Origin of the sequence: Fulvivirga lutimaris, assembly GCF_009711525.1 — a bacterium.
Taxonomy (GTDB): Bacteria; Bacteroidota; Bacteroidia; order Cytophagales; family Cyclobacteriaceae; genus Fulvivirga; species Fulvivirga lutimaris.
On sequence record NZ_SMLV01000430.1, the window covers coordinates 12,818 to 33,586 of the forward strand.

Here is a 20,769-nt window from a genome sequence, read left to right on the forward strand (position 1 = left end):
TATGGTAGGAAAAAAACTGACTTTCTTACATTAAGATAAGACATTATAAGCAATTAGTGCCGAGAGGTAAGCTATAATCGTCATATAGGTGAGCTGAATGGCCGGCCATTTCCAGCCCTTAGTTTCTCTATAAACAACAGCCAGTGTACTCATGCACTGCATGGCAAAAACATAAAAAAGCAATAGAGAAACGCCTGTTGGTAAATTGTATCGTGGCCCACCTGTTTCCTGGTTGATTTCTGAGCGCATTCTGTTTTTGATTGTACCTTCTTCCACATCATCACCAATACTGTATATGGTAGCCATTGTACTTACAAATACTTCTCTGGCAGCAAAGGAAGTGATGAGCGCAATTCCTATTTTCCAGTCGTAGCCCAATGGAGTAATAACAGGTTCAATCGCTTTACCGAAAATACCAGCATAAGATTTTTCCAGTTTATAGGCCTGCACCTTATTATCAAATTCCTCTGGTGTTAATCTTTGATCTTTAACCAACTCAGCAACCTCTACTTGTGCATTTTCAATATGGTCCCCTGGGCCATAGCTTGCCAATACCCATAGTATGATAGAAATAGCTAAAATGATTTTACCGGCTTCAAACACAAATGTTTTAGACTTCTCAACCATCGTGAGACCAACGTTTTTCCACCTTGGAGATTTGTAAGTAGGCAGCTCCATTACCAAAAAGCTTCTTTCCTTAGTTTTTAGTAATAGCTTCATTATACCTGCAGAACCAATGGCCATAAAAAAACCAAGAAGGTATAGGCCCATCAGGACAATGCCCTGCATATTAATAACACCAAAGACCAATTTATCCGGAATAACTAAGGCTATTAAAATGGTGTAAACTGGCAAGCGAGCCGAACAGCTCATAAAAGGAGTAACAAAAATGGTGATTATTCTTTCCTTCCAATTCTCAATAGTTCGCGTGGCCATAATCGCGGGAATGGCGCAGGCTACACCAGAAATCAAAGGCACAACACTCTTACCATTGAGGCCTACTTTACGCATAATTTTATCCATAAGAAAAACCACACGCGACATGTAGCCGGTTTCCTCCAGTATGGATATGAAGGCAAACAAAATGGCAATTTGAGGAATAAAGATAACTACGCCTCCAATTCCAGGAATAATTCCTTCGGTGAGGAGTCTTGTTAAAGCACTATCAGGAAGAGCACCAGCTAAGTAAGCACTGATCTTAGAGAAAGTGAGGTCAATAAGATCCATAGGGACAGTAGCCCATGCAAATATTGCTTGGAATATTAAAAACAATATGGATAGGAAAATGGCATACCCCCATATTTTATGCGTAAATACCCTGTCCAATTTTTCAGTTACCTTCTTCGGTAATACTGTAAATGTCTCCTTAACTGAGCCGTTGATAAAGTGATTGATTGAAGAGTAGCGCTCTAAGGTCTCTTTTCGTCTAAGATCGTCTCTGCTAAAGTTGTGCTTGTCGGCAATCTGCTGAAGTATATTTTTTTCATTTTCAGCTAAAGAAGTATTAATGTTGAATTGCTGCAGGAGCTGATAAGCTAAATAGTCTTCCTTAATAGTGAAGATTTCTTTTACTTCTTCAATAGCCTCAGATGCATGGGCAGTTGCGTCAAAAATCGTATGATACTCATCAACCTTTATATCAGTAAGTGTCTGCTTTAGAAGATCTATACCCTTGCCTTTACGAGCCTTCATTGGAACAACGGGCACTCCAAGCTCATTGCTCAGCTTGGCTTGGTCTATGCTTAAACCGGTTTTCTCCACAATATCCATCATGTTTAGTACTAGGATAGTTGGGATGTTCAAATCATGAATTTGTGTAAATAGAAGAAGGTTTCTCTTAAAATTAGAGGCATCAACTATTACTACTACAGCATCAGGATACAGTTTATTTGACTTGTTGGCTAGTATGTCAAATACAATTTTCTCATCGGTTGAGTTAGGGTAGATACTGTAAGTACCGGGCAGATCTATTATTTCTACCTTTTCACCATTGGGCAAATTGGTGTAACCCGTTTTCTTATCTACAGTAACACCGGGGAAGTTCCCAATCTTTTGGTTTAAGCCGGTAAGGTGATTAAAAAGAGATGACTTTCCGGAATTAGGATTGCCAACAAGGGCGATTTTTCTCATATCGCCAGTAGCCATTTATTGTACTGAAATAGTGATAGCCTCGTCTAAGCGCAAAGACAGGTCGTAACCAGAAACGCTTACACAAATAGGATCTCCAAGCGGGGCAGCGAAGTTGAATTTTATCGGTTGGCCGGGCAAACATCCCATTTCCAACAACTTCAAAGAAAGCGTATCATCCATAAATCCACTGATAATGGCACTTTCTCCCGGGGCTAAATCCACTACGCTTCTAAGGTTCACCACTTTTATTTAGATTAATTATAAACAATGCGAAGATATGGCCTTCGACCGGGATTAGCAAAGAATAGGATGAAAAACGAATCAGCAAAAAAGGTGACTTTGGTCAGGGGATAATCTATGTTAGTTGTCAGTAGAGATTTTCTCACCCACAACCCAAATTCTTCTTCAAATCTCTATCAGGTAAAATTCCAGTTTGAATATCGTCAGTACTATCTTCCTCAAATGCATTTAAGAATTTAGTAATGGCCTCGTAACTTTCTGAAGTGGCTTCGTACATGCCCACGTGACCAACTTCTTTTAAGATAGTTAAATAGGGTTGTTGCATTAACTCAAACTGTGCCTGAGATTTTTCAAAGGGTACAGAAGTATCCTGATCACCAGCGATGAATAGTATTGGTCCATTAAATGACTTAAGAACATCAGTTCTGTCGGGGCGATCACGCATGGCTTCCATGTAAGCTATCAAAGTTTCTTCATTGGTGTTGCCAGCATCAACAGTAACTTCAGCAATTGCACCAGCCAATCTCTCTCTATTTTTTAAATAGAAGAGCTGACTCACAAATGAGTCTGCAAACACCTTAACACCACGCTTTCTTACAAACGCAATAGTTTTGTTTCTGGAATGCTTCTTTTCATCATCATCGGCAAAGGCAGTGGAATGAAACAGCCCAAACCCTTTAATACTCTCAGGATATTTTTCTGCTAGTGCCAGTGAAACATAGCCACCTAAAGAATGTCCAATAACCACACTACCTAACAACTGATTTTCTTTCATCCACCGATACACCTCTTCAGCAATATCAGCAATTGAAAAAGGAGTTTTAGGAAGTGGGCTCTTACCAAAACCCGGCAAGTCCAGTGTAATTACTTTATGGCTAAAGGCTAATTTGTTAAGAAGTGGCTTCCAGATGGCTGAAGTTTCACAAAAACCATGAATAAGGATAACAGGATTACCCTCACCTTTAACTTCATAATGAATGGAAGACATTATTTGTTGGTTAACACACCTTCAGTCATTTCAACCACGGCAGTTGCAATGCCTTCAGGGTCAAAATTACACTCAGCATGCAATTCGATTTGCTCGCCATGCTCGACAATTCTGTCGGGAATACCTAATCTTTTGACTTGGGCAGCATAACCGTGCTCAGCCATAAATTCTAATACGGCACTGCCAAATCCACCCATAAGACAACCATCTTCTACAGTGATTACCTTTTTGTATTTGGCGAAAATCTCATGAAGCATTTTTTCATCCAAAGGCTTCACAAAGCGCATATCATAATGTGCAGGGTTTAAGCCTTCTTTCTCTAATTGCTCGCAAGCTTCGACTGCGTAGTTGCCAATATGACCAATGGTCAATATTGCCACATCTTCACCGTCCTTTATCTTTCTACCAGTTCCAATTTCCACCTCTTTCATCGGTGTTCTCCACTCTGGCATAACACCTTGTCCACGTGGGTAGCGAATGGTAAATGCTTTGCCTTCTCTTGGTAACTGCGATGTGTACATCAGGTCTCTCAATTCAGCTTCATTCATTGGAGAGGCAATGATCATATTCGGAATGCAACGCATATAGGCAATGTCATAAGCACCATGATGAGTAGGACCGTCAGCACCAGCAAAACCAGCCCTGTCAAGGCAGAAGTTTACAGGCAAATCCTGAATACATACATCATGCACTACCTGATCGAATGCACGCTGCATAAATGTGCTATAAATATTACAGAAAGGAATTAATCCCTGTGTCGCTAAACCAGCCGAAAATGTAACGGCATGTTGTTCAGCAATACCCACATCAAATGCTCTGTCGGGCATGGCTTCCATCATAATATTCATAGAAGAGCCAGACGGCATGGCAGGTGTTATTCCTGTTATTTTATCATTTTTCTCTGCCAGTTCTACCAGCGTATGTCCGAAAACATCCTGATATTTTGGTGGCTGAGGAGTTTCATGCACTTTCTTTCTGATCTCGCCAGAAACCTTATCAAATTTTCCTGGAGCATGCCAGGTAGTTTTATTACCATTTTCGGCAGGAGCATAGCCCTTACCTTTGGTTGTAATACAATGTAAAATTTTTGGACCTTTGATGTCCTTCAAATCATCAAGCACGCTTACTAAATGATTTACGTCATGGCCATCAACCGGACCGAAATACCTTAGGTTAAGAGACTCAAACATATTGCTTTGGCTAAGCAACAATGATTTGATACTGTTCTCTACTTTAGAGATTACCTCTCTGGCATTGGGGCCAAATTTGCTGATTTTCCCTAGTATATTCCACACATCGTCCTTTACCTTATTGTAGGTGTGCGATGTGGTTATGTCTGTTAAATAATCTTTTAGTGCACCAACATTAGGGTCAATAGACATGCAGTTATCATTCAAAACGATAAGTATGTTACTATTGGAAACCCCTGCGTGGTTCATACCTTCAAATGCTAACCCGCCAGTCATAGCACCATCTCCAATGATGGCAATATGCTGCTGCTCGTCATCACCCTTGTATTTGGAAGCCACTGCCATACCCAAAGCAGCTGAAATAGAAGTAGAAGAGTGACCAACACCAAAAGCATCATATTCGCTTTCCTTCCTTTTAGGGAAGCCAGACATACCTTTGTAAATTCTATTGGTATGGAAAACGTCTTTTCTGCCTGTCAATATCTTGTGACCGTAAGCCTGATGGCCTACATCCCAGACTAGCTGATCTTTAGGGGTGTTGTATATGTAATGTAAAGCAACGGTAAGTTCAACTACACCAAGGCTGGCACCAAAGTGACCACCATAAACTGAAACATTATCAATAATAAAATGCCGCAACTCATCGCAAAGCTGTACAAGCTGTGTCTGATCTAGTTTTTTTAGATCTTCAGGGCTATTAATGTTAGCAAGAAGCTTTCCGGGTTCAATTAGCATCTCTTATTTATTGGTATTAAATCTAAAACAAGAACTTAAGGTAACTGTTTTAAAATATTTTTGCAATTTGAATACAAGCGGCAAAATTACACTTTTTTGCACAAGCAAGACATATTTAGTCGATATAGTAATATCTTTGACTAATTACGATTTAATCAACCATTAAGATTTTTAATGTGAGCTTCGAAATAAAATTACCACTTTTTGAAGGCCCTTTTGATCTACTGCTTTTCTTTATAGAAAGAGATGAGCTGGACATCAATGATATTCCTATATCAAAAATCACTAATGACTTCTTAGACTATCTGCATAATCTTGAAAAGTTGAATATTGAGGTGGCAAGTGAATTTATTCTCGTTGCAGCTACGCTAATGCGCATTAAATCAAAAATGCTTCTTCCCAGACCACAATTAGATGAAGAAGGCAATGAAATTGATCCTAGAGAAGAGCTGGTAAGACATTTATTGGAGTACAAAAAGTACAAATCTGTGCTTGAAGAACTTCAGGTGATGGAAAATAGCCAGATAGATAAAGAAAAGAGAGGCAATATCAATAAGGAATTGCGCACACTGGCTGAGTCGGTGAATGTGGAGTCAGAAATGCAGGATCTTGATCTTTACAAATTACTCAAAGTGTTTCAAAATGTGATGGAGCGTTATGAAATTGAGCAAAATAAACCTCGGCACGAGGTTATTCAATTTCCTTACACCATCAGTGGGCAGCGTGATTTTATTATGTATGCGTTAAGAGACAAAAAGAAAGTGCCATTTTCTGACATAATTGAACAGGATAAGAACAAGATAGCCGTGATCTTTAACTTCCTCGCTATTCTGGAACTTCTTCAGATGGCTATGATCACCCTTCATATCGGAGAGGGCTTTAATAACTTCTGGGTAGAGAAGTTAGATGAAGTTGGAGAGAAAGTAGAAGGATAATATTAATCCAAAGTGTAGACCCCAGAACATATCTGGGGATTGCACAACTTTATCTAGCCACTAGAAATGAACCACTCTTAGAAGGCAATGCACTGCTTCCCATTAAATACTTATCAACAGCAACAGCCGCTTCGCGACCTTCAGAAATAGCCCAAACGACAAGAGATTGTCCTCTGTGAGCATCTCCTGCGGTAAAAATGTGAGGCCAGTTGGTTTGATATTTTTTCGCTTTTACCAAGTTCCTTTCGCTAATTTCTATCTGAAATTGCTCTAGCAATGAATTTTCAGGAGCAACAAAGCCAATAGCAAGTAATGCCAGTTCACATGGCTCTTTCCTTTCCGTACCGGGTATTTCTTCAAAGAATTTCTTGCCTTTTTCTTCCTTCCACTCAATATCAACAAGTGTAATTGATTTTACATGTCCCGAGCTATCACACTCAAAAGCTTTAGTAAGTAAAGCCCATTCTCTTTTCCCACCCTCTTCATGAGATGATGAGGTACGCACAACCATTGGCCAGTTGGGCCATGGGTCTTTATCTGTGCGATGATCTAGTGGCTTTTCTAAAAGCTCAATTTGCAGCACCGATTTTGCACCTTGTCTGTGCGAAGTACCGATGCAGTCTGACCCGGTATCTCCACCCCCAATTACAACTACATGCTTGTCCTTAGCAGTAATACTCACACCTTCAGGCGTTTGATTCGCCACCTGCTTATTTTGCTCAGTAAGAAATTCCATAGCAAAGTGAATGCCTTTAAATTCTCTTCCCGGAATAGGTAAATCTCTTGGTACAGTCGATCCTGTACATATAACAATAGCATCAAAACCATCCTCTAAAGTCTTGATATCAACATTTTTTCCGATTTCAGCATTGGTTTCGAATACAATACCCTCAGCGCTCATGATGTCAAGACGTCTGTCTATTATCTGTTTTTCAAGCTTAAAATCTGGAATACCATATCTTAAAAGTCCACCTACCTGATCAGCGCGCTCAAAAACAGTTACGGAATGCCCTGCTTTATTTAATTGACTGGCAGCGGCCAGACCTGCCGGCCCTGAACCAATAACGGCAACACTTTTTCCTGTTCTCGTTTTTGGTGGATTAGGCTTAATATAACCAAGCTCATAGGCCTTTTCTGCAATTGTTTTTTCAATATGCTCAATTGCAACTGCAGGTTTGTTGATTCCAAGTACACAACTCGCTTCACAAGGTGCAGGACAGATTCTGCCAGTAAACTCAGGAAAATTATTGGTCTCTGATAAAATTTGAATCGCCTCTTCCCAGCTTTCTCGATATACGGCATCATTGAATTCAGGAATGATATTGCCTAATGGACATCCATTGTGACAAAAAGGAATCCCGCAGTCCATGCACCTGGCCGCCTGTTCGTTAGTCTTCTTCTCTGGAAAAGGCTCATAAATTTCTTTATAATCATGAATGCGCTCTTCAGGCTTTCTTGATTTTGGAAGCTCCCTGTTAAAGTTTAAAAATCCATCTACTTTTCCCATTATGCTACCTCCTTTTTAGTTTTTTTACTTTCTAACACGGCTTTATAATCTGTTGGAATCACTTTTACGAACTGATCAATATAGTATTTCCAATTTCCTAATATCTTTTCTGCCAACTGGCTTTCTGTAAATTCCTTGTGCTTTTCAACAAGACTTTTGACAAGATCCATATCCTCACTATCAAGTGATTCAAGTAATACCATTTCCTTATTGCACATAAAATCAAATCGGGTCAACGGGTCAAACACATAGGCAATTCCGCCACTCATACCGGCACCGAAATTTTTTCCTGTTTCGCCCAGTATTACTACCCTTCCTCCAGTCATATATTCACAGGCATGATCACCAACACCTTCTACCACAGCATGAACTCCAGAGTTACGGACAGCAAAACGCTCTCCCGCCATACCTCTGATAAAGGCCTCTCCACTTGTGGCACCATAAAAAGCCACATTACCTATAATGATATTTTGTTCAGCTTTGAAAGTTGCAGCGGGGCTGGGTTTAACAATAAGTTTTCCGCCCGATAGACCCTTGCCAAAATAGTCATTGGCCTCACCAGTCAAGTTAAAAGTTACACCAGGTGCTAAAAATGTCCCAAAACTCTGGCCTGCAGAGCCATTGAAATCAATAGTTATAGAGTTTTCTTTAAGTCCTTTTCCTTTATGGATTTTAGAGATTTCATTTGAAAGCACTGCACCAACAGAACGATTGACATTTTCAATATCAAATTTGGCATGTACTTTTTCATTTTTTTCGATGGCAGGTTTTGATGCTTCAAGTAGTTTCCAATCAAGAATTTCGTCCATCTCATGATCCTGCTCAATCTGCTTAAACTGACCAATATTCCCTTCTACTGTTTCTTTATGAAGTATAGGAGTAAGGTCCAGATGAGTTAATTTCCAATGCTTCAAATTGCTTCTAAGCTTTAGCACTTCGCTATGACCTACCATCTCATTGATAGTTCTAAAACCTAGCGATGCCATTATTTCTCTAAGGTCTTCGGCTAAGAAGCTAAAGAAATTTACTACATGATCAGGGTCTCCGGTGAACAGCTGACGCAACTCAGGGTTTTGCGTAGCTATACCTACAGGGCAGGTGTTCAGATGGCACTTTCGCATCATGATGCAACCTTCAACGACTAACGCAGCAGTTGAAACTCCCCACTCTTCTGCGCCAAGCAAAGCGGCAATAGCCAAGTCCCGGCCGGTACGCATCTGACCATCGGCCTGAACAGTGATTCTATTTCTAAGATTATTTTTTACTAGTGTCTGATGTGCTTCAGCCAGGCCAAGCTCCCAAGGTAAACCTGCATGCTGAATAGAGCTGAGTGGAGAAGCCCCGGTACCACCATCAGCACCTGCTATCAGTACTACATCTGCATTAGCTTTGGAAACACCAGCTGCAACTGTGCCTACTCCTGCTTCTGAAACCAGCTTAACATTAATACGAGCTGAGCGATTGGCATTTTTCAAATCAAAGATCAGCTGTGCTAAATCTTCAATAGAATAAATATCGTGATGTGGAGGAGGTGAAATTAGACCTACACCGGGTGTAGAATGACGAACCCTTCCAATCCAGTCGTCCACCTTATGGCCTGGCAACTGCCCACCTTCACCGGGCTTAGCACCCTGAGCCATTTTAATCTGAAGCTCATTGGCATTAGTGAGATAGTAGCTGGTTACGCCAAAACGGCCAGAAGCTACTTGCTTGATCGCTGACCTCTCCCAATCACCATTGGTCTTGCGCTCAAATCTTACCTCATCTTCACCCCCTTCACCGCTATTACTTTTCGCACCAATGCGGTTCATGGCAATGGCCAGTGTAGAATGCGCCTCATGAGAAATAGACCCGAAAGACATTGCACCTGTAGCAAATCTTTTGAAGATTTCTTCTTTAGGTTCAACTTCCTCTATGGGTACAGGTACCCGCTCCTTGAATTCCAGTAGGCCTCTTAATGTTAGCGCTTTCTTTGACTGATCATTAATTTTTTCAGCATACTTTTTATATAACTTAATGTTATTCGTTTTGGTAGAATGCTGCAGTAAATGGATAGTTTCTGGTGTGAAGGTGTGCCGTTCACCACGAAGCTTCCATTGATACTTACCGCCAACTTCTAACCTGTTTAGATTTTTATTATAGCTAAGGTCATGTCTTACAAGCACTTCCTTCGCCAATTCATCAAAGCCGAGACCCTCAATTCTTGAGGTGGTGCCTTTAAAGCACTTATCAACAACCTTATTACTAATACCTAAGATTTCAAATATTTGAGCCGACTGGTAAGACTGCAATGTACTAATACCCATTTTGGATAATACCTTCAGTAGCCCATAGCCTATAGCTTTTTGATAATTATGGAGGGCTTCTTCTGTTGTTAGCCCTTCTTTTAAAAGGCCCTGATCATTTAAGTCAGCGATTGTTTCTAAAGCCAAGTATGGGTTAATACCACTGGCACCATAACCGATAACTGTGGCGAAGTGCTGTGTCTCGCGTATATCACCAGCCTCTACAATAAGCCCTGCTTTGGTTCTTATTTTTTCTTTGACCAGATAATGATGTACTGCACCAATGGCCATTAATGATGGTATTGGAGCCTTGTCTTTGGTAACATTCTTATCAGACAGGATGAGTATTTTTTTGCCTTTACCGATGGCAGCTTTAGCCTTTTGGCAAACATTTTCAATGGCACGTTCAAGATTTCCAACCTTGCCATTGGCATCGAATAAAATATCGATAACAGCATAGTCAAAACCACGGTCAGCCATTGATTTAAGCTTTTCAATATCTGAATTGAGTAATACAGGTTGCGACAAATGTATTTGCCTGGTGTGTGCTGGCGTTTCATCCAGAATATTCAGACTTTCTCCAACTCTTGTAAACAATGACATTACCAATCTTTCTCTGATAGGATCGATAGGAGGGTTACTTACCTGGGCAAATAGCTGCTTGAAATAATTTGAAATGTGCTGGCTAAACTCTGATAATACTGCCAATGGAGTATCAGCTCCCATAGAACCTATTGGCTCTTTGGCTGTTTCGGCCATAGGGGCCAGAATAACTTTCACCTCTTCTGAAGTAAAGCCAAAAGCCTGCTGCCTGCTTTTTAAAGTGGCTGAATCGAAACCAATGGTCGGTTCTGCTACTTCAGGAGCAAGTCTAAGTTTTATTCTTTCCTCTTTAATCCAGTCTACATAAGGCTGTCTGTGGCAGATTTCGTGCTTGATTTCTTCATCATAAGTCACTTTTTTATTTTCAATATCTGCTACCAACATTTTACCGGGCTGTAACCTGCCTTTGCTGATAATGTCTTTTTCATCAAGTGGTAATGCGCCTGCTTCTGAGGCAATGATGAGCTGATTTTGTTTAGTTATAGTATATCTGGCAGGGCGCAGACCATTTCTGTCTAATGTGGCGCCTACCATTTTTCCATCGGTGAATATCAATGCAGCAGGACCATCCCATGGCTCCATTAATGAAGCATGGAATTTATAAAATGCTTTACGCTGTGTTTCCATCAGCTGGTTATCTTCCCAAGCTTCTGGCACTAGCATCATCATAACGTGTGGTAACGATCGACCGCTAAGCACCAACATCTCAACCAAAGAATCTAAATTGGCAGAGTCTGAGTGGGCAGGGTCAGTAACGGGCAGCATCATTTTAAGCTCTTCGTCAGTAAATACATCTGACTTCATATTTGCTTCCTTAGACTGCATTTTGTTCACATTACCTTTTATAGTGTTTATCTCACCATTGTGAGCTATATATCTGAAGGGCTGTGCTAATTTCCAGCTAGGAAAAGTATTGGTAGAAAAACGTGAATGAACTACAGCAATGGTTGTCTTATAGTCTGGGTTATTAAGGTCATGATAGTAAGGCCCTAATTGGTTAGTCCTTAGCTGACCTTTATATACAATCACTCTACAAGAGAGACTGGGCATATAAAAGTCTCCATTATTACCAGATACATTCCAGCCAATATGGTGGGTGGTATAATTTCTGAAAACGAATAATCTGCGCTCTAATTCAATATCTGAAAGGCCATCTTTATGAGTCATAAAGACCTGCTCTATAACAGGCTCACCTTTTTTGGCGCCAGCACCGGGAACATTTTTATCCACTGGTACGGGTCTGTAGCCTAATACTATAAGGTCTAATTCTTCAGCGTGTTTTTCAAAAACTGTTCTGCACTCATCTCGTACTGATTTGGTGGTTGGCCAGAAGATCATGCCGGCACCATAAGCTCCCGCTTCAGGCAGTGAAATATCAAGTGATTTACACTCTTGTTTAAAAAATTCATGAGGAATTTTGGTCAGAATACCAGCGCCATCACCAGTTTCTGGATCTGCACCTGTACCACCACGATGTTCCATTCTGCTAAGCATTAATAATGCCTTCTGCACAAGCTCGTGTTTTGCTTCGCCATCTATTTGTGCGATGCATCCAATTCCGCAAGAATCATGTTCGAAATTCGAACGATATAGCCCCTGATTTTTCAAATTTCTCTCTTCCATTTTACAATCCTTATTTTCGATTTAGGGGTAGGTCATCCACTCGCTCGCTTGACCAAAAGTTGGTCAGGAAAGCGTTCGAAAAGTCGTTAAGAGGAGAGTGACTGTACCCTAAAGAAGTTGAGATAATACTCAAATTGTGAGGTAATTGCAATGAAAAAGCTTCATTTAATTACCGTAAACGATTGCTTTAGATAAATAGGGCAGGTGTGAAAATTTATGATTTTTTGATTTTTCATAAAAATCGGACAAAAATTGCGGCTAACAACCGGTAGGTTTTTAGCATAATTTTCACTTAAAAATTGCTCCTATTATTGCTCCTGATTTTTGATTTTTATTTGAAAGAAAGCACCTGTTCAGAATTCATTTTTTCAGTTTCATGTGACTGAGCTTTTAAACTCTTCATGAAGCTTTAAAACTTGGGGGATGAGCATCTCTTGCTCATCATTATTGATGATATAATCAGACCTTTTTATCCTTTCCTCATCTGACAGCTGTTTGTCAATAATGGCTTGTATTTCCTTTTCAGTTCTGAAAGCATCTCTTTTTAGTACTCTTTGGATTCTTAGAGGCACAGGCGCAGTAACATTGATAACCTTATCTAAGACTTTGTAAGAGCCTGATTCGAACATTAAAGCCGCTTCTTTTATTACGTAAGCAGAGCTTTGGGACTCAACCCACAATTTGTAGTCTTTGCCCACTTCTGGGTGAATAATTCCATTCAAAACCTCTAATTCCTGTTTATTATTAAATACTCTGCCAGCAATATACTCACGGTTGAGACCAACCCCAGTATAAGCTTCCGCACCAAAATGAGCTATAATGGAGGCCTTAATTGTTTCATTATTGCTCGTTAGCCATTTTGCTCTTGAGTCAGCATCGTATATAGGAATGCCCAGGCTGGAGAATATTTTACAGACAAGGCTTTTGCCAGATCCAATACCTCCGGTAATGCCAACTTGTAAAAGTTTATTCATTGAATTTAACCTTCACCTTAGCAGAGTCAAGGTGAACATCTTTGGTGAATTCAGGATGCTTGGTGACTTCCAAAGTGATAGTAGAATCCTCTGGATTAATCTTATTGTAATTGGCTACAATGCTGAATTGGTCAGGTGCGATGTTATCAGCTCTATTGATGCCAACATTATAGATCAGTGTTCTTATAGTGTCGGTAACAAATGCTATTTTATTTTCTGGGAAGTTCTCTAATGTCAAAGGCACATCAATCTCTGAGGAGGTATATTCTTCAACACCAAAAACCACATTCATGGTTGGAGGGTCTCTACTAATCAATCGAGAGTTTTCGAACTCGATAGGAATATCCTCATTGTAATTTTCATCAATATCGGACTGCGGAATACTAATTGTAAGCACTTCATCCATTTGACTAAGTATGGACTCTGGTCCTTGTAGCGTTACTGAATCAGGACTATAGCGCAGTGATGAGCTTAACCAATACTGTTCGTTCAATTTAATGGCTGAGCTGTCAATAGCTAGTTTAAACCTGCGGGAAGCCCGGGTGTCAATATTAACATACAAGGTATCAGTAAGTATGAAGTTTACATTAAACTCATCCAGCTGATCAGACAGGGTGCCTAAAATTGAGTTGCCAGGGATTTTTTTAAATTCAGAGGCGTTTTGCAGCTTAAAGTTTACCGGAGTAACTTTTATGCCGAGGCTATTTCTAAACAAGTTCCAGCCTATGCCGCTAACATTAATCTGAATATATTCAGGTGGCTGCTCTAAAGGGATATACTTTTCAGTGTCATAGCTAAATACTAGAGGGTATTTTAGCGTAGTAGAGTAAGTATCATTAAGTGCATTAAGAAACCAGAAAGTAGCAGCGGCCACAACGCATAGTGTAATCACCCTGATGCTTCTGATGCGCTCAGGGCTTATTGATTTCACTATGGTGCCTAGCTTACTCAACTATTTTGTTTCCTCTAAAACGGTTTTAGATGACTCTTGTGATATTGCTGACCTGTTAAATTTCAATTTAACACCTTTATCCACTTCTAAAGTTACAGTATCGTCATCTGTTGACATGACTTTCCCGTGCAAGCCGCCTATAGTAACAACATTATCACCTCTTTTAATCTCTTCAATAAATTTCTTCTGCTCTTTCTGCTTCTTTTGCTGTGGTCTGATCATGAAAAAATAGAATACTAACGCAACACCACCAAAAAGAATAAGTGAAGAAAGTCCACCACCGTCTGCCGCTTGTAATAATAAAGGCTTAATCATTTTTTAATTTTTTGTTTGAGTAAAATAAGTTAATAAAAACAACACATCCCAACTCCTTGGGAGAGTTGGGATGCGCAAATATAGAATTTATTCTATGTAATTATTTCACTGGTCCTTCTGCAGGAGCTTGTTGAGCTGCAGGAGTCACCATAGCTTTGATTCTAAGCGTAGATTGCTTAGGCCAAGTGTTAGCTGTGATAGTTACAGTTTTGTTTTGGATGTTTGGCTTACCCTTACTGTTAAACTGAGCAGTGATTTCCCCAGTACCACCAACTGGAATTGGCTCTTTAGGCCATGTTGGTACAGTACATCCACAAGATCCTTTAGCACTTTGGATGATCAAAGGAGCATCTCCAGTGTTAGTAAATGAAAAAGTGTGCTCTACAACATCACCTTCATTGATAGTTCCGAAGTCATGATCCAGCTCGTTAAATTTGAAAGCAGGAAGAGGTCCTTCAGGCTTAGTTTCTGGAGTAGCAGTAGCAGCAGTTGCACCACCAGTTTTGCTAGTCTCTAGTTGAGCTAATTTGTTCTCCAATTCAGCAATTCTTTTTTCTGCGTCTTTGTCGCTTCCACATGCACCTAGTACAAAAGCCATTAGCCCTATAGCCAATGCAGATTTCATTAATTTGTTCATTTCTAGTTTAGTTTATTTTGACTTACTTTTTAAAAGATTAATTCTTTTCTCCACTCTTGATGTGGCTGATCAACTCATCCACATCTTCTAACAATCTTTCAGCTTTTTCTTTAGCATCGTTTACTACGCGTTCACCATGTGATTTAGCCTCGCTAAGCGGGCCTTCATTATGATTTACCAAATCATCTACCAGATCTTCAAGCATTGTTTTGTACTTGTCTAATCTGAAAGTCAATTTGTCACGAGTATTAGAGCCTTTGTCAGGTGCATAAAGTATTCCTACTATCGCCCCTGTTGCTGCTCCAAGAAGAAAAGCCATAAAAGTATTTCCTGATTTCTTGCTCATTGTATTTCTATTTATTGTCTATTAATCCGCGTCCGCTTTTTTTAATAACTCCTGAAGCTTCAAGCTCTTCAGCAATCACATCTAATATACCGTTGATGAAGACTTTACTCTTCGGAGTACTATAACGTTTTGCGACCTCAATATATTCATTTATTGTCACTTTTACAGGGATGCTCGGAAAATTGATCATTTCTGAAATCGCCATTTCAAGTATAATCTTGTCGGTGACAGCAATTCTATCTACGTCCCAATTCACTGCTTTTTTCGCAATTAACGGCTCGTATTTTTCTTCAACCTTTATGGTCTCTTCAAACAGCTCCTGAAAGAACGTTTTGTCATCTTCCCAATTATAAGAAAGCTCTTGAAGTTCAAATTCTCCACTTTCATCAGGAATAGACTTTAAAGTTTTAGTCACAAGGCTTTTGATAATGGCTCTGTCTTCATCCCAATTTAAATCGGCATCTTCCAGATACTTATCAATCACATCGTTTTTGAATATTATATTCTTAACTATATGATCAACAATGGCCTTATCACTTTCAAAGCTTTGGTCTTGTGACTTCAAATACTTTAAATACTCATCATCAGCCTTAATTATATCTTTGAACCACTGACGAACAGTATCGGACTCATTTGTCCAATTTAAATTACGCCTCAAGCTAGCGGTTTCAAGCGACTTGTTAAATTTTATAGACTGGATTAACAAATTTTTAACAAACCTGGAATGATCTTGTTTAGTATCTTTTTCTGCGAATTCTGAAAATTCTACTAGTAATAACAAAATCAACAAATAACGGTCTACAATTTTCTCCGCTTCTATGACCATAGTCTTTTTAAAATGGAGCAGGTCTTTACCATTTTTTTGATGGTATTCCTGAATCATTTTAGTGGTCACTTCCTCTACTTTGTCATTAGTAGAATGATATCCCTTATTTTCAAAATTAGCCTTGAAAAGATCAGTACTAAGTTTACGATCAGCTTTTAGCTGGTCTTTGTCTTGTACTTCCATTGAATTAAGATCGGGAGAAAAAATGTCAGCAATTTGCTGTACAGCCAAAGCGTAATTGGCGTCTCTGCTTTGACGAAATGCAAACATGGTTTGCATTGCTTTGATTCGTAATGTTCTGCGGTTAAGCATTTACGGTTATTAAAAAGAACGTATATAATTTAAATAAATATGGTGGTGACCAATTAGCCACCATCATATTCATTTGCAAAAGTAGGGTATTTTAGATTATCTAGACAATTTAACTTTGCCTATCTCTTCTATTCTTTGTGCTGCTAATTTAATAGCGGCTTCCTGAGAAGAAATTTTCTCATCTTCAGCCTTATTTAAGATGTCTAAACAAGTGCCATAAATATTTTCTGCCTGCAGATAAGCACTTTCTCTATTGTAGTTTCCTAAATACTCTTCATATACATTGATGATACCACCTGCATTGATCAAAAAGTCAGGAGCGTAAGCAATGCCTTTGTCTAACAACATATAGCCATGTTTCTTCTCATCAGCAAGCTGATTGTTAGCAGCGCCTGCTACCATCTGGCATTTCAATCTGCCTATTGTATCGTCATTCAAAGTGGCACCCAAAGCACAAGGTGCATAGATATCAACATCAAGATCATAAACCTCATCCATGCCTACTACAGTAGCACCAGACTTTTCAGAAATAGTCTTCAATTTAGCTTCAGAAATGTCAGTGATATAAAGCTTGGCATTTTCTTTAGTCAAATGATCTACTAAATACATACCTACCTGGCCAACACCCTGAATAGCGATTTTCTTGCCTTCTAAGCTATCAGAACCAAATACTTTTTTGGCAGTTGCTTTCATCCCTAAATAGGTACCATAAGCAGTAACAGGAGATGGATCACCACCACCACCGCGAACTTCAGGAAGACCAGTAACATATTTGGTCTCCATGCCTATGATTTCCATATCACGGGTTTTCATGTTCACATCCTCTGCAGTGATGTACTTACCACCCAGACTTTGAACAAACTTTCCGAATCTTCTTAAGAAAGCTTCAGTCTTCATGGTATTGGCATCACCGATAATCACGGCCTTACCACCACCAAAGTTCAACCCTGAAATGGCCGACTTGTATGTCATGCCTCTTGAAAGACGCAATACGTCAGTCAGTGCTTCCTGCTCGTTGGTATAGTTCCACATTCTGGTTCCTCCACACGCAGGACCTAATACGGTATTGTGAATACCAATAATTGCCTTAAGGCCGGTAGCTTCATCATGACAAAATACGACTTGTTCATGACCTAATTTAGAGACTTCTGAAAACAGAAATCCTCCTTCTACCTTTTCCATTTCTTTTATATCCATCATAATGTGCTAATAATTACTTTATCGTACTTTTGAGCCGTTCAAAAGAGAATGCCTCAAGGAAAATGTGGCGCAAAACTAAGCCTTTTTTGTAACTAATTCAACGAACGAAAACGATTGCATGAACTTTATTGGCATCTTAAAGCAGATGTGTAAAACTTAAGGCTGGTGCCGAACGTTGCAATACGAGACAAAATCCTGAATGAAAGAATTAAGCTATCTCAATAAGTATCTTTGGAAATATAAGTATCACCTGGCACTGGGGCTGCTTTTCATCATCATCTCAAACATATTTCAGATTATTCCTGCTCAAATGGTGCGGTATGCACTTAACCTGGTAGGAGATAATATTTTAATCTATAAATCTTTTCAGGGGGTCGATTTGCAAGACAATATGTATGAAGTCTTTGCTGCCAGCATTCTGATCTATGCCCTGATTATTTTGCTGATGGCCTTGCTAAGAGGAGTGTTCCTTTTTATGGTGCGGCAAACCATTATTGTTATGTCAAGACTGATAGAATACGATCTGAAAAATGAAGTGTATGCCCATTATCAGTCTTTACCATTAAGCTTTTACAGAAGAAACAATACGGGAGATTTAATGAATAGAATCTCTGAAGATGTGAGCAAGGTGCGTATGTACCTGGGACCGTCAATCATGTATGGTCTTAATTTGATAACGCTTTTTGCGATGCTGATTCCCTACATGCTTTCTATCAATGTGACGCTGACATTGTATGCATTGATTCCACTGCCTATACTTTCTGTGAGCATTTATTATGTGAACAACATTATTAACAAGCGCTCAGAGGAAATTCAGATCAGCCAGTCTGGGCTCTCTACTTTTGTACAGGAGGCATTTTCTGGGATAAGGGTATTGAAATCTTTTATAAGGGAGAAGGACTCCATCAATAAATTTTCTGCAGAAAGCAATAACTATAAGAACAAGTCGCTGCGACTGACCATGGTGCAGGCATTGTTTTTTCCATTGATATTGGCATTGATTGGGCTAAGTACGGTACTTACTGTTTATGCTGGTAGCGCCCAGGTGATTGAAGGGACTTTGACTTTTGGTAATATCGCGGAGTTTATCATTTATGTGAATTTATTGACCTGGCCGGTAACATCACTGGGCTGGATTAGCAGTATCATCCAGCGTGCTGCTGCTTCTCAGAAAAGGCTTAATGAGTTTTTGAAAACTGAAAATGAAATAGTCTCTACACACAATAAGATTAAGGTACTGGATGGCAAAATTGTGTTTGACAAGGTGGGGTTTGTTTATCCTGACTCGGGTATCAGAGCGTTGGATGACATTTCTTTTGAGGTGAATCCCGGTGAGTCATTGGCAGTAATTGGTACTACTGGCTCTGGAAAGAGTACGATTGCCAATTTGATTTCAAGAATGTATGATACCACCTCTGGTAGCATCAAAATAGATGATGAAGACATTAAGGCTTATGAGGTAGTGAATCTGCGCAGCCAGATTGGCTATGTGCCACAAGATGTTTTCCTTTTCAGCGATACTATTTTCAATAATATAGCTTTTGGTAGCCAGGAGTTTTCTGAAGAAAAGGTGCTGCAGGCAGCTAAGGATGCTGATGTTTATACCAATATCATGGATTTCCCTGAAGGTTTTAACACCAAAGTAGGGGAGCGTGGTATTACCTTGTCCGGTGGGCAGAAGCAACGTGTTTCTATTGCCAGAGCCATTTCAAGAGATCCTAAAATATTGATGCTGGACGATTCACTATCTGCAGTGGATATGAAGACAGAGAATACCATTCTCAACAGTATGAAGAAGATCATGAAAGGCCGTTCTACCATCATAATTTCCCACAGGGTATCTTCGGCTAAGCTGGCCGATAAAATTATTGTGCTGGATGATGGCAAGATTGTAGAAAAAGGAACCCATGACAGCCTGATGGACCATGACGGAGTTTACAAAGACCTTTACGAAAAGCAGATGACTGCTGAGGAGACTTTGGAGAGTTAATAATAGTTTTCTGAGGTAATGAATAAAAACCTGAAATACCTTTTAATTCTTATGAGCTTTGCCGCTTGTAGTCAAAATTCTTATGATGAAGTCTATAATCGAGCATTTGAGCTTTACGAAGAGGCAAGATACGAAGAGGCAATTGAATACTATCTGGGTGCAGTTGAATTGGATCCAGAAGAATCAAAAACGTATAATGATATTGGCGCTTGTTATTTAAAGCTTCAAGAATATTCTTTGGCGCTAAGATATTTTCGAATAGCACTTGAAAAGCGGCCAAGTAATAAATCTTCTTTGTATAATATGGGTAAATGCTATTTTGATATTGAAAATTATGAAGAGGCTTCAAAGTATCTTGCTGAGGCAATAGATTATGGAGATAGCAGTACCCGAACAATTAATTTAAGAGGAATTGTCTATTCTAAGCTCAATGATCATCAAAAGGCACTAAATAACTTTAATTTGGTGTTGAAAATAGATTCGAATGATGCCAGAGGGTATAGAAATAGAAGCACAACACGAAATATACTCGGAGATTTAAACGGAGCCTTATTGGATCTAGAGAAAGCAATAAGAATTGAACCTATGAATGCCGAGGGGTATAGTTACAGAGGAAGAGTATATCGATTAAATAAAATGTATAAAGAAGCCTTATTAGATTTTAATATGGCAATAAGTCTTGATTCGAGTAATTATGAAAATTACTTTTATAGAGGAAATACATATTATGACTCATCTTTATATAATGCTGCAATTAATGATTACGATTTTGCAATTAAAAGAAATCCAAATAATGCTCGAATTTTATACTGGAAGGGAAATGCCTACTACTCTAGTGGAAAACTAAGTGAATCAATTGAACTTTATGAAAGAGCTCTAAGACTTGATTCATTAGATGTAGAGATTACTGATCAGTATGATAAAGCCAAAAAGAAACAAATACTTAGTATGCCACAAGTTTAATTGATAAAAAATCACTTT

At 39.3% G+C, this 20,769-nt stretch carries 16 protein-coding genes; 3 read left to right on the forward strand and 13 right to left on the reverse strand.

What is annotated here, in order from left to right; genetic code table 11:
- Positions 1–30: 30 nt before the first annotated feature.
- The 4 genes from feoB to dxs all read right to left on the reverse strand — a co-directional run bounded on the left by feoB (position 31) and on the right by dxs (position 5,283).
- Complete coding sequence (feoB, locus tag E1140_RS18965) at positions 31–2,130, reverse strand: ferrous iron transport protein B (protein ID WP_246203046.1); 2,100 nt, start codon at positions 2,128–2,130, stop codon at positions 31–33.
- A gap of 15 nt (positions 2,131–2,145) precedes the next feature.
- Positions 2,146–2,370, reverse strand: a complete 225-nt coding sequence (locus tag E1140_RS18970; protein WP_185153675.1) for a FeoA domain-containing protein — start codon at positions 2,368–2,370, stop codon at positions 2,146–2,148.
- 142 nt (positions 2,371–2,512) lie between these two features.
- A complete protein-coding gene (locus E1140_RS18975) occupies positions 2,513–3,358 on the reverse strand; it encodes an alpha/beta fold hydrolase (RefSeq protein ID WP_155187857.1) in 846 nt (281 codons plus the stop codon).
- Complete coding sequence (dxs, locus tag E1140_RS18980) at positions 3,358–5,283, reverse strand: 1-deoxy-D-xylulose-5-phosphate synthase (RefSeq protein ID WP_155187862.1); 1,926 nt, start codon at positions 5,281–5,283, stop codon at positions 3,358–3,360. The genes E1140_RS18975 and dxs overlap by 1 nt, the downstream gene beginning before the upstream one ends.
- A gap of 176 nt (positions 5,284–5,459) precedes the next feature.
- Here dxs and E1140_RS18985 point away from each other — a divergent pair, with 176 nt between their 5' ends.
- Complete coding sequence (locus tag E1140_RS18985; RefSeq protein WP_185153676.1) at positions 5,460–6,218, forward strand: segregation/condensation protein A; 759 nt, start codon at positions 5,460–5,462, stop codon at positions 6,216–6,218.
- Between the two features lie 49 nt (positions 6,219–6,267).
- Here the strand turns inward: E1140_RS18985 and E1140_RS18990 are convergent, their stop codons facing one another.
- The 9 genes from E1140_RS18990 to E1140_RS19030 all read right to left on the reverse strand — a co-directional run bounded on the left by E1140_RS18990 (position 6,268) and on the right by E1140_RS19030 (position 17,798).
- Positions 6,268–7,725 (reverse strand): glutamate synthase subunit beta, encoded by a 1,458-nt coding sequence (locus E1140_RS18990; RefSeq protein WP_155187865.1) that lies wholly within the window; start codon positions 7,723–7,725, stop codon positions 6,268–6,270.
- Positions 7,725–12,236, reverse strand: coding sequence for a glutamate synthase large subunit (gltB, locus tag E1140_RS18995; protein ID WP_155187867.1), 4,512 nt, complete (start codon positions 12,234–12,236; stop codon positions 7,725–7,727). Before gltB ends, E1140_RS18990 begins: the two co-directional genes overlap by 1 nt.
- 374 nt (positions 12,237–12,610) lie before the next feature.
- Positions 12,611–13,210, reverse strand: a complete 600-nt coding sequence (coaE, locus tag E1140_RS19000; protein WP_155187870.1) for a dephospho-CoA kinase — start codon at positions 13,208–13,210, stop codon at positions 12,611–12,613.
- A complete protein-coding gene (locus tag E1140_RS19005; protein ID WP_155187873.1) occupies positions 13,203–14,141 on the reverse strand; it encodes a YbbR-like domain-containing protein in 939 nt (312 codons plus the stop codon). The genes coaE and E1140_RS19005 overlap by 8 nt, the downstream gene beginning before the upstream one ends.
- A gap of 21 nt (positions 14,142–14,162) precedes the next feature.
- Positions 14,163–14,477, reverse strand: a complete 315-nt coding sequence (gene yajC / locus E1140_RS19010; protein WP_155187876.1) for a preprotein translocase subunit YajC — start codon at positions 14,475–14,477, stop codon at positions 14,163–14,165.
- A gap of 100 nt (positions 14,478–14,577) precedes the next feature.
- Entirely contained in the window at positions 14,578–15,114 is a 537-nt protein-coding gene (locus tag E1140_RS19015; RefSeq protein WP_246203048.1) for a DUF1573 domain-containing protein, read from the reverse strand.
- A gap of 37 nt (positions 15,115–15,151) precedes the next feature.
- The gene (locus E1140_RS19020) at positions 15,152–15,460 is read right to left on the reverse strand and encodes a YtxH domain-containing protein (RefSeq protein ID WP_155187879.1); all 309 of its coding nucleotides are present in this window, start codon (positions 15,458–15,460) and stop codon (positions 15,152–15,154) included.
- Between the two features lie 7 nt (positions 15,461–15,467).
- Entirely contained in the window at positions 15,468–16,598 is a 1,131-nt protein-coding gene (gene nusB, locus E1140_RS19025; RefSeq protein ID WP_155187882.1) for a transcription antitermination factor NusB, read from the reverse strand.
- Positions 16,599–16,694: 96 nt separating this feature from the next.
- The gene (locus tag E1140_RS19030) at positions 16,695–17,798 is read right to left on the reverse strand and encodes a Glu/Leu/Phe/Val dehydrogenase dimerization domain-containing protein (RefSeq protein WP_155187885.1); all 1,104 of its coding nucleotides are present in this window, start codon (positions 17,796–17,798) and stop codon (positions 16,695–16,697) included.
- Between the two features lie 199 nt (positions 17,799–17,997).
- Between E1140_RS19030 and E1140_RS19035 the strand changes: the two genes are divergently transcribed.
- Positions 17,998–19,788, forward strand: coding sequence for an ABC transporter ATP-binding protein (locus E1140_RS19035; protein WP_155187888.1), 1,791 nt, complete (start codon positions 17,998–18,000; stop codon positions 19,786–19,788).
- An 18-nt stretch (positions 19,789–19,806) separates the two neighbouring features.
- Positions 19,807–20,751, forward strand: a complete 945-nt coding sequence (locus tag E1140_RS19040) for a tetratricopeptide repeat protein (RefSeq protein ID WP_155187891.1) — start codon at positions 19,807–19,809, stop codon at positions 20,749–20,751.
- Positions 20,752–20,769 lie beyond the last annotated feature (18 nt).